Annotated in this window: 9 protein-coding genes; 3 read left to right on the forward strand and 6 right to left on the reverse strand. The window is 51.3% G+C overall.

The genetic code is table 11. The annotated features are described in order from the left end of the window. Positions 1–13 precede the first annotated feature (13 nt). A complete protein-coding gene (locus tag Q0L39_RS00415; RefSeq protein WP_296626362.1) occupies positions 14–1,630 on the reverse strand; it encodes a peptide ABC transporter substrate-binding protein in 1,617 nt (538 codons plus the stop codon). Positions 1,631–2,014: 384 nt separating this feature from the next. Here Q0L39_RS00415 and Q0L39_RS00420 point away from each other — a divergent pair, with 384 nt between their 5' ends. Then, positions 2,015–4,105, forward strand: a complete 2,091-nt coding sequence (locus Q0L39_RS00420; RefSeq protein WP_296626363.1) for a glutamine synthetase III — start codon at positions 2,015–2,017, stop codon at positions 4,103–4,105. A gap of 76 nt (positions 4,106–4,181) precedes the next feature. Here Q0L39_RS00420 and rsmA read toward each other — a convergent pair whose 3' ends face one another. From rsmA to deoD, 5 genes are all read right to left on the reverse strand, one after another. Next, positions 4,182–5,030 (reverse strand): 16S rRNA (adenine(1518)-N(6)/adenine(1519)-N(6))-dimethyltransferase RsmA, encoded by an 849-nt coding sequence (gene rsmA / locus Q0L39_RS00425; protein ID WP_296626364.1) that lies wholly within the window; start codon positions 5,028–5,030, stop codon positions 4,182–4,184. Positions 5,031–5,181: 151 nt separating this feature from the next. Then, positions 5,182–5,391 carry a DUF4177 domain-containing protein gene (locus Q0L39_RS00430; protein WP_296626365.1) on the reverse strand — a complete coding sequence of 70 codons (210 nt, stop codon included), beginning with the start codon at positions 5,389–5,391 and terminating at the stop codon, positions 5,182–5,184. A gap of 30 nt (positions 5,392–5,421) precedes the next feature. Continuing rightward, positions 5,422–5,838 carry a cytidine deaminase gene (gene cdd, locus Q0L39_RS00435; protein ID WP_296626366.1) on the reverse strand — a complete coding sequence of 139 codons (417 nt, stop codon included), beginning with the start codon at positions 5,836–5,838 and terminating at the stop codon, positions 5,422–5,424. A gap of 9 nt (positions 5,839–5,847) precedes the next feature. Continuing rightward, positions 5,848–7,023, reverse strand: a complete 1,176-nt coding sequence (locus tag Q0L39_RS00440) for a phosphopentomutase (protein ID WP_296626367.1) — start codon at positions 7,021–7,023, stop codon at positions 5,848–5,850. An 88-nt stretch (positions 7,024–7,111) separates the two neighbouring features. Then, on the reverse strand, positions 7,112–7,816 hold the full coding sequence (deoD, locus tag Q0L39_RS00445) for a purine-nucleoside phosphorylase (RefSeq protein ID WP_296626368.1): 705 nt from the start codon (positions 7,814–7,816) through the stop codon (positions 7,112–7,114). A gap of 268 nt (positions 7,817–8,084) precedes the next feature. Here deoD and Q0L39_RS00450 point away from each other — a divergent pair, with 268 nt between their 5' ends. Together Q0L39_RS00450 and Q0L39_RS00455 are read left to right on the forward strand one after the other, a co-directional pair. Then, complete coding sequence (locus Q0L39_RS00450) at positions 8,085–8,960, forward strand: DegV family protein (RefSeq protein ID WP_296626369.1); 876 nt, start codon at positions 8,085–8,087, stop codon at positions 8,958–8,960. A 34-nt stretch (positions 8,961–8,994) separates the two neighbouring features. Continuing rightward, a complete protein-coding gene (locus Q0L39_RS00455) occupies positions 8,995–9,483 on the forward strand; it encodes a dCMP deaminase family protein (protein ID WP_296626370.1) in 489 nt (162 codons plus the stop codon). Positions 9,484–9,587: the final 104 nt, after the last annotated feature.

Below are 9,587 nucleotides of genomic sequence, written 5' to 3' on the forward strand. Positions count from 1 at the left end.
TTCTTCTCTATTGTCATCGCAATGCGACAGCATTCTTAAAAATGACCTTTCCGCCGTAGGGATAAAAGTCGATTCCAGACACATCCTTGCCGAGCACAAAGTAGTTTTTTTCCACCAGCAATGGAAAAGCGACCGCATCATCGAGCAGCATGGTTTCGGCCTGCACATATTGATTGAGAATCTGCTGGCTGTCGTGAGAACTGCCGAGCGAGGAAAGAATAGTATCAAATTCGGTGTTCTTATAAAAGGAGATATTGGAAGTAGAAGAGGAAGTAAAACGGTTGAGAATATCTGCAGGGGTATTTGCCGAAGCCTCCAGAGGAACCAGAGCGACCTGGTAGTCGCCGATGCTCAGGCGGGAGGAAAGTTCGTCGCGGCTGACCTCCTCAATATTGACCGAAATGGCCAGCACGCTCTGCCATGCCTGCTGCAGCAGACCGCACATCTCAGGGATGTTGCTGTCCTCTGGAACCAGAAGCTGGATCTTGCGCAGTGTATCGGCCTCCAGTTCGTCCATACCGGCACGATAGGTGTTATAGGCTGCCTGTGGGTCATAGGTATTGACGGTCGAGACGCTGGTCTGCTCGGTGTAGGAATCGGTATACAGTGTGATCGCAGGTGGAATCAGGCGGTCGTATATACGCAGATTTTCCTGCCCGTTTTCCCGCAAAAAGTTTTCCAGCGTTGTCCGGTCGATGGCGCGGATAAATCCTTCGCGCACCTGTTGATTGCAGAAAGCAGTATGGGTCTGGTTAAATACCAGCGCCCACACGACATTTTCGGTTTCTTCACAGGTCATGCCAGCTTCCTTGGCCTGGCGATACTGATTGTAATCGGCAATACAGCAGTCGGCGCTGCCCTCCATGAGCAGGGAAAAGCGGGTAGGAGCCTGTTCTCCTCGTGCTTCCTGTGCACTGGTCAGAACATCACGATCCATATACAGATAGATGCCAGGAGTCTGCACCGATGCGGCATCGTAGTAGTTTTCGTTCTTTTTCAGATAGACGCGGTTGCCGTTTTCCCACTGCATGAGATAGAACGGGCCGTTGGAATAGGTTTCTTTGATGGTTGCACCATATTTTCCGTTTGCATTGTTAAACAGCTTTTCACTGCACGGCATTGCCGAGGAATGGGCAAGGTTTTCCAAAAAGGAAGGGTCGGCATAGTCCAGCGTAAACTGGACGGTCAAATCGTCCAGAGCCTGCACACCGAGCTGATCCTCCGACAGTTCACCGGCCAGCACCTGCTGGCTGTTGTGGATGGAAGAGTAAAGCGAAGCAAATGGAGAAGGGTAGATGTTATTAAAGATGCGCTGGAAGGCAAACACAAAGTCATGTGCTGTCACCGGAGTGTTGTCGGCGTCATCCCAGACCATTCCTTCTCGAAGGTGAAAGGTGTATATCTTCTGGTCATCGGAAACCTCATATCCGTTGATGACTCCGTTTTCCAGATCGCCGGAAGGAAGCTGACACATCAGACCTTCCATCATATTATAGATAATTAACTGTTCGTTTTCGCTGTCTGCAAACTGCGGGTCCAGGCTGTCTGCACTGCCTGAAATATCATAGCGAATCAGCGATGGGCTGGTGCCGCAGGCTGTCAATGAAAGAACAATAAGAAGGGTTGCCATGAAAACACACCATGTTCGAACAAGGCGGTAAATCCGATAACTCAAGAGAAACGCTCTCCTTTGTAATGAAAGTTTAAAACATACATTTTCCAGTATAAAAAGCCGCTGTATCTCATGAAATCAAGATTGAACACAGGCGGCAGACAAAATCAGACAATATATGATAGGGGTACGATTTAGTTTATCATGCTCAAAAAATAAATTCAATTCCAATATTATGAACCTTCCCGTAATTCGTGTTTTTTTGCGGTTTTTCATCAAAATTTCTGAAATTTTACGGTTTATCTTGCAATCCAGAAGCGTGGATGATACTATTATTCCATTAAAGCGATGAATATGAAGGCGCTTTATTTGCTGTGTCACCTGTGTAATAGAGAGGATTGTATGAAGATGAACATTGAAGAAATTTTTGGCATCCGCGCATTTGACGATGCCGCCATGAAAAAGCGACTGCCTAAACGTGTTTATGAAAGCCTGTCCCGCACCCGTCGACTGGGAGAAAATCTGGACCCCAGCATCGCGGATGTTGTCGCCTGCGCCATGAAGGATTGGGCGATTGAGCAGGGAGCAACCCACTATTCCCATTGGTTCCAGCCGATGAACAACTTTACCGCAGGTAAGCACGATGCCTTTTTATCCACCACCGATGGCGATGGACGCATCTCGCTGGAATTTTCCAGCAAGGCTTTGATCCGCGGCGAGGCAGACTCTTCCTCCTTCCCATCCGGCGGTCTGCGTGCGACCTTTGAGGCAAGAGGCTACACCACCTGGGACCCGACCTCTCCGGCCTTTGTCCGCGACGGCACTCTGTTTATTCCGACAGCATTCTGTTCCTATAACGGCGAGGCACTGGATGCCAAAACACCGCTGCTGCGTTCGATGCAGGCAGTTTCCCGCGAAGGTGTGCGTCTTCTGCGCGCATTGGGCAATGACACCGTCAGCAAGGTCACGCCGATGGTGGGTGCTGAGCAGGAATACTTCCTGGTCGACTACAACCTGTACAATCAGCGCCTGGACCTGAAAATCTGCGGTCGAACCCTCTTTGGAGCAAAGCCTTCCAAGGGACAGGAGCTGGATGACCACTACTGCGGACGCATCCGCATCCGTGTGGGCGAATTTATGCAGGACCTGGACAAGAACCTGTGGGAGATGGGAATTGCCAGCAAAACAAAGCACAACGAAGCTGCGCCTGCACAGCACGAGCTGGCGCCGGAATACTCCACAGCCAATATCGCCTGCGACCACAACCAGCTGATCATGGAAACCATGCGCACCATCAGCAAAAAACACGGTCTGGCCTGCCTGCTGCATGAAAAGCCGTTTGCCAACATCAACGGCTCGGGCAAGCACAACAACTATTCGCTGTGCACCGACACCGGAGAAAATCTGCTCAAACCAGGAAAAAACCCTGAAAATAACTTGCAGTTCCTGCTGGTACTGTGTGCATTTCTGCGCGGCGTCGATCTGTATGCTGATCTGCTGCGTATGTCCGCCGCCTGTGCAGGAAACGACCATCGTCTGGGCGGCTGTGAGGCACCTCCGCCGATCATCTCGATGTTCCTGGGCAATCATCTGACCTCGATTCTTCAGAACATTGCAAAAGGCGATAGCCCCGACAGCATCGTTCATCAGGAGATGGACATCGGTGTCGATGCAATCCCTTCCTTTACCAAAGACGAAACCGACCGCAACCGTACTTCACCCTTTGCCTTTACCGGAAACAAGTTTGAGTTCCGCATGGTTGGTTCTTCTCAGTCTCTGGCATATTCTGAAGTAGTGCTCAACACCATCCTGGCAGATTCGTTCCACGCCTTTGCAGAGCGTCTGGAACAGGTGGAGGACACCGACGAGGAGATTCGCAACATCATCCGCGACACCATGCACGAGCATGGACGCATCATTTACAACGGAAACAACTATTCTCAGACCTGGGTGGAGGAAGCGATCCGCCGTGGACTGCCGATTCTGCGCACCTCTGCCGAGGCGTTCCGCACCCTGACCGATCCAAAGAACATTCAGCTGTTCGATCAGTACCGTGTATTCTCTCCAAAGGAGACAGCGGCACGCTATGAGATTCAGCTGGAAAACTACATTCATGTCATCCAGATCGAGGCTTCGACCATGCTGGAGATTGCAAAACGGCAGATCATCCCAAGCTGCATCAAGTACAGCGGCAAGATTGCGCAGAGCCTGCACGAGATTTCGGCCTGCGGTATGACACCGAAACGGATTCAGAACCATCTGGAGACGGTCACCGAATCGGTGGAGAGCATCATGGCGCTGACCGATGAGCTGGAAAGTGCGTTGAACCGCTCCGGCAGCTTTGAGGACCTGTATCAGCGTGCGCAGTATATGGCAGGAGAGATCAGCGAGGCGATGAGCAGACTGCGTGCCCGCTGCGATGCGCTGGAAACCATCGTCGATCAGAAGGACTGGCCGATGCCAACCTACACCGACCTTCTGCACCGCATCTAATAAAGTAATAAAGAGCATAAAAAAACTCCGCCGGAACTTCCGGCGGAGTTTTTTGCTGCCGTTTTGGAAAAACAGGTTACAGGGCATTTGCGATGTCGGCAAACTGCTGCATCGAAAGCTGTTCGGCGCGCAGATTGGAGGCGACGCCAGCGCGGTTGAGCAACTCAGTAGCCTGCGCTTTGCTGATGCCAAGACCCGAGGAGAGGGTATTGGCCAGCGTCTTTCGGCGTTGGGAAAAGGCGGCCTTGACCACGCGGAAGAAGTTTTCTTCCTTATCGACCTGGACGGCAGGCTCCTTGCGGATGTCCAGACGGATGACAGTGGAGTCGACATCAGGAGCAGGCATAAAGGAACCGCGGGACACCTGGAACAGCACCTGTGGTTCACAGTAGTAGCGGACTGCGATGGAAACTGCACCGACTTCGCGGCTGCCTGGCAGCGCACAGATGCGCTGGGCGGCTTCCTTCTGCACCATGACGGTCAGCGAGGAGATAGGCAGGCGGGATTCCAGCAGATTCATAATGATCGGCGAGGTGATGTAATAGGGAAGATTTGCACAGACGGCCACCGGCATATTGGGAAATTCCTCGGCGATCAGCTGGTGCAGATCCACCTTCAGGACATCCTGATTGACGATTTTGATATTGTCAAATTCCGCAAGGGTTTCGTCGAGGATAGGCAGCAGGCGGCTGTCGATCTCGATGCAGACCACCTTGTCGGCGCGGCTGGCAAGCTCGGCGGTCAGCACTCCGACGCCGGCTCCAATTTCGATCATTCCCCAACCTGGCTGGGCATTGCCCATCTCCGCCATACGAGGACAGACGGTGGGATTGATCAGAAAGTTTTGCCCCAGACCCTTGGAAAAGGAAAATCCGTGGCGGGAAAGGACATCCCGAATGACCGAGATGTTGGACAGGTTTTCCATGAAAAGCTCCTTTCAGATGGAAATTCATTTGGAACAAATTCGTTTATGGCCTCTATTATAGCACAAAAATCCCCTCCGGCAGAGGATGTTTACAAAAAAGTGTGGGAAGTACACAGAAAACATACGCTGTATTCGGAGGGGAAAAGGGGGCTTATTGCTGTTCTCTCTCGAGAATGACCAGATAATTGCCGGCACCAGGAACGTTCATCTGCGGCTCCAGAATCTGTTTTAATCTCCATCCGCTCTGTGCTTCCGAGCCGATGACACGGGCACAGACCTTGTAAAGAGAAGGAGCATTGGCAGCATCGTTGCCATCCAGAGTGGATGGGATCTCGACAAATTTGTATTCGTATTTGTTCATAGGAAAAACCTCCTGTTTTTTGTTGTGGGTTTAATAACTTAAATTCATGGGTCCAAAGCCCTTGGGAAGCAGCTGCGCAAGGGTATACGCCTTATAGTGTTCCGCGTCGGAGGCGCAGAATACCAGAAAGGTCTGCGGGTTGCAAAATTCCATCATGACCTGACGGCAGACACCGCAGGGAGTGGTGATAGGCAAAACGTCGGCATCCTGCCGTCCGCCGGCGACCGCCATACAGATAAATTCCCGTTTGCCCTCGGACACCGCTTTGAAAAAGGCGGTGCGTTCGGCGCAGACGGTGGGAGTGTAGGCGGAGGATTCGATGTTGCAGCCGGTATAAATGGTGCCATCCTGACACAGCAGAGCGGCGCCGACAGCAAAGCCGGAATAAGGGCAGTAGGAACGTTTTCTTGCTTCCAGAGCAAGTTCAATCAATCGTTTTTCGTACATAGGAGTACCTCATTGCATTGGAAAAATCTGGGATAAAAATGAAGAAAATCCCGCAGGAGCCTCCACGCCAAAATAGTCTGCGATGGTGGCGGCAAGGTCGCCAAACGAGGTGCGGGTACCAAGATTTTGATTTGCACGCACCTGTTTGCCGCAGCAGAGCAGCGGGACATATTCGCGGCTGTGGTCGGTGGAAGGAGTAGCTGGGTCACAGCCGTGGTCGGCGGTGATAAACAGCAGGTCATCCGGGCGCAGCAGCGGCAGCAGCTGTGCCAGCTGTGCATCAAAGCGGTTGAGCGCCTGGGTGTATCCTTCGGGATTATTGCGGTGACCATAGAGCATATCAAATTCGACCAGATTGACAAAGCAAAGTCCGGTGAAATCGGTTTGACACAACTCGATGGTGCGCTGCATGCCTTCGTCATTGGAGTGGGTGATGATCTTTTGGGAGATACCTTTTCCGGCAAAGATGTCGGAAATTTTGCCGACGCCGATGGTTTGCAGCTGATGGCGGGACAGGATGTCCAGCAGTGTATCCTGCGGCGGCAGCAGCGAAAAGTCGCGGCGGTTTGCGGTGCGGGTAAAGCTGCCGCTCTTTTCACCGACAAAAGGACGGGCGATGATGCGCCCAACGCCATGTTCTCCCTGCATGATTTCCCGGGCAATCTGACAGATTCGATACAGTTCTTCCAGCGGAATTTTCTGCTCATGGGCTGCGATTTGCAGCACACTGTCAGCAGAGGTATAGACGATCAGATCGCCGGTGCGAAGATGCTCCTCTCCGTAGTCCTGAATGACCTGCGTGCCCGAATAGGGCAGATTGCAGAGGATACCGCGTCCGGTACGGCGGGAAAGTTCCTTGAGCACCTCGGGAGGAAATCCCTGAGGGTAGGTTGGCATTGGTTTTTGGGAGACAAGCCCCATCAGCTCCCAATGGCCGGTGGTGGTGTCCTTGCCAGCAGAACGTTCTGCCATTCTGCCAAAGGCGCCGGCAGGAGCAGTTACCGGCTGTCCCACCGTGACACCGTCGATGTTATAAAGTCCCAGATTCTGCATCTGCGGGACCTGCAGGTTGCCGGTGGCAAAGCAGGAAGCAAGGGTATTGCTTCCTGTGTCGTGGTAGTTTGCGGCGTCGGGAAGTTCCCCGATGCCAAAGCTGTCAAGAACGATGACAAATACACGTTTCATAGAGAAAACCTCGTTTAGTGATTGCCTGCACGCAAGCGGTTTTCAGCAAAAAATGATGACATACCGTTTGTGCGGCAAGATACAGGAATTAAACCAGCGAGAGGGCAACTTCCATCATCTGGGTGAAAGCGTTCTGACGAACTTCTGCCTCAACTGCCTCGCCGGTAAAAGGATTATCCGAGATGGTCAGCAGGCACAGTGCCTGTTTTTTAGCGCGGGCAGCCTCCATATACAAGGCAGCAGATTCCATTTCGACAGCGAGCACGCCCATCTTCTGCCACTCAGGCAGTCCCTGGGATTCGTCGTAAAACCAGTCGGAGGTCAGCACGGTGCCTGCTTTGTAGGTAAAGCCCTTCTGTTCGCAGAATTGTGCAGCGCGGCGCGCCAGATCAAAGCTGGCAGTAGGTGCATAACTGCCAGGCAGATGGTACTGTGCAGCGTAGTTGGAGGTGGTACAGGAGGAAACAGCGATCACAAGATCGCCGATTTTCAGCGACGGATCGACCGCGCCGGCAGAGCCGATGCGGATGATGGTGTCCACTCCATAAAAATGGAACAGCTCGTGGCAATAGATGCCCATCGAAGGCATTCCCATGCCGCTGCCCTGCACCGAAACCGGTTTGCCCTGGAAGGTGCCGGTGTAGCCCAGCATGGAACGGACCTGGTTATAGCAGACGGCATTTTCCAGATAGGTATCTGCCAGCAGCTTTGCCCGCAGTGGATCGCCTGGCATCAGAACGGTCTTTGCAATATCGCCTATTTTTGCGTTATTGTGAGGAGTAGGAACGGACATAAAAACACCCTTTCTTTAGATTGATATTACCATTATTATACGCGAAATACACCCAAAAAGAAAGATTATATGAAAAGGAAAGTAAACGGCAGCGGAAATAAATTTGCAAATTTGCGAAAAAGTGCTTGAACAGGTGTAAGCAATTCGTTAAACTTATAATGAAAAGGTTTATAATTTTAAGTTATTGATAAGAGTTTCAGGAAATCTTGTATGAATAGGATTATCAGGAGAGATCATCAGCGAGGAACAAAAAAGAAGGAGAGAGTTTATGCAGCGGATCAAAATTATGACAGATTCGGCGTCGGATTTACCAGCCCAAACAGCCGAACAGCTGGGTATTGAGATTATTCCGATTCCCATCGCTGTGGACGGCAAAGGCTATCTGGAAGGCGTGGATTTTACCCCAAGACAGTTTTACAGCATCCTGGAATCGGCAAAAGAAATTCCCACTACTTCCCAGATTTCGCCCATTACCTACTGTGAGCGTTATTATGAGGCGTATCAGCGTGGCTATACCGATATTATTCTGGTAGGCATTTCCTCGAGCGCATCGGCGACTTATTACCGTTCCCTAGACGCAGTGGACCTGCTGCATGAAAACTGTCCGGAGACCAAAGACAAGCTGAATATTCACATTGTCGACTCCAAAACGTTTTCGCTGGGATATGGCTATCCGGTGATGCAGGCGGCAAAGATGGCACAGCAGGGAAAAAGCGTTGAGGAGATATTGAACTTTATTCATGACTGGCTGGAACGCCTGGAAATTTATTTTACGGCGTTTTCCTTTGAGTTTATCAAAAAGTCGGGCCGCATCGGCTGTGCCTCCGCTATTGTGGGAGAGGCGCTGGGAATCCGTCCGCTGATTCAGATTAAGCAGGGTGAGATGAAGATCGTTGCCAAGCCTCGGGGCAATCATGCAGTGATGCAGAAGATGTCACAGATTTTGGCGGCAAACATCGACCCACAGTCGCCTTACCTGATGCTGACCGGCACACAGGCTGGTGCACAGGAGGATCTGACCGATATGATCTATGCAGCGACCAAGAAGAAACCGGAGTTTATTTCGGATGTTGGCTGTGCGGTCAGCATCAACAGCGGTCCGAAGATGATCGGCATCGGATTTTTGGGAGCAAAAAAGCGGTAATGAAAACAGAAAAAGCAGGGAAGAAGGAATAGAAATGAAACGAGTAGATAAAATCAATTATTATTTGGATATTGCACAGACAGTAGCCGCCAGAGGTACCTGTCTGCGGAGAAACTTTGGAGCAATCATCGTCAAAAACGACGAGATTATTTCCACCGGCTATGTAGGCGCACCTCGCGGCCGCCAGAACTGCTGTGATCTGGGATACTGCACCAGAGAAAAGATGAATATTCCCCGTGGAGAACGGTATGAGCTTTGCCGCTCGGTTCACGCAGAGGCAAATGCAATCATCAGTGCACCGCGTTCGGAAATGATTGGCAGCACCCTGTATCTGGTGGGACTGGAGTACAAGGACGGCAGCTATGTGGAAAATGCAAATCCCTGTGCGATGTGCAAGCGTCTGATTATCAATGCCGGCATCGAAAGGGTGATTGTGCGTGACACCAAGGAAACCTACCGCCTGATTGACGTCTATGAAAGCTGGGTCAACCAGGACGCTTCGATGGAGCAGATCGGATACTAATGAGACTAAAAAAGCCGTCCCACCGATTTGAACTGCACCCCATTTGTTAGACAGTATGGTATACTGAATAACAAGTGGGGTGATTTTTATGCCAAAAGAGAGAA

Origin of the sequence: uncultured Negativibacillus sp., from assembly GCF_944388365.1 — a bacterium.
Lineage (GTDB): Bacteria > Bacillota > Clostridia > Oscillospirales > Ruminococcaceae > Negativibacillus.

What these genes read in the sequence shown, in the direction of transcription:
- Q0L39_RS00415 (WP_296626362.1), bottom strand. Translation starts at nt 1,630, where the DNA reads ATGGCAACCCTTCTTATTGTTCTTTCATTGACAGCCTGCGGCACCAGC.
- Q0L39_RS00440 (WP_296626367.1), bottom strand. Translation starts at nt 7,023, where the DNA reads ATGAAACGTGTATTTGTCATCGTTCTTGACAGCTTTGGCATCGGGGAA.
- deoD (WP_296626368.1), bottom strand. Translation starts at nt 7,816, where the DNA reads ATGTCCGTTCCTACTCCTCACAATAACGCAAAAATAGGCGATATTGCA.
- rsmA (WP_296626364.1), bottom strand. Translation starts at nt 5,030, where the DNA reads ATGGAAAACCTGTCCAACATCTCGGTCATTCGGGATGTCCTTTCCCGC.
- Q0L39_RS00450 (WP_296626369.1), top strand. Translation starts at nt 8,085, where the DNA reads ATGCAGCGGATCAAAATTATGACAGATTCGGCGTCGGATTTACCAGCC.
- Q0L39_RS00430 (WP_296626365.1), bottom strand. Translation starts at nt 5,391, where the DNA reads ATGAACAAATACGAATACAAATTTGTCGAGATCCCATCCACTCTGGAT.
- Q0L39_RS00420 (WP_296626363.1), top strand. Translation starts at nt 2,015, where the DNA reads ATGAAGATGAACATTGAAGAAATTTTTGGCATCCGCGCATTTGACGAT.
- cdd (WP_296626366.1), bottom strand. Translation starts at nt 5,838, where the DNA reads ATGTACGAAAAACGATTGATTGAACTTGCTCTGGAAGCAAGAAAACGT.
- Q0L39_RS00455 (WP_296626370.1), top strand. Translation starts at nt 8,995, where the DNA reads ATGAAACGAGTAGATAAAATCAATTATTATTTGGATATTGCACAGACA.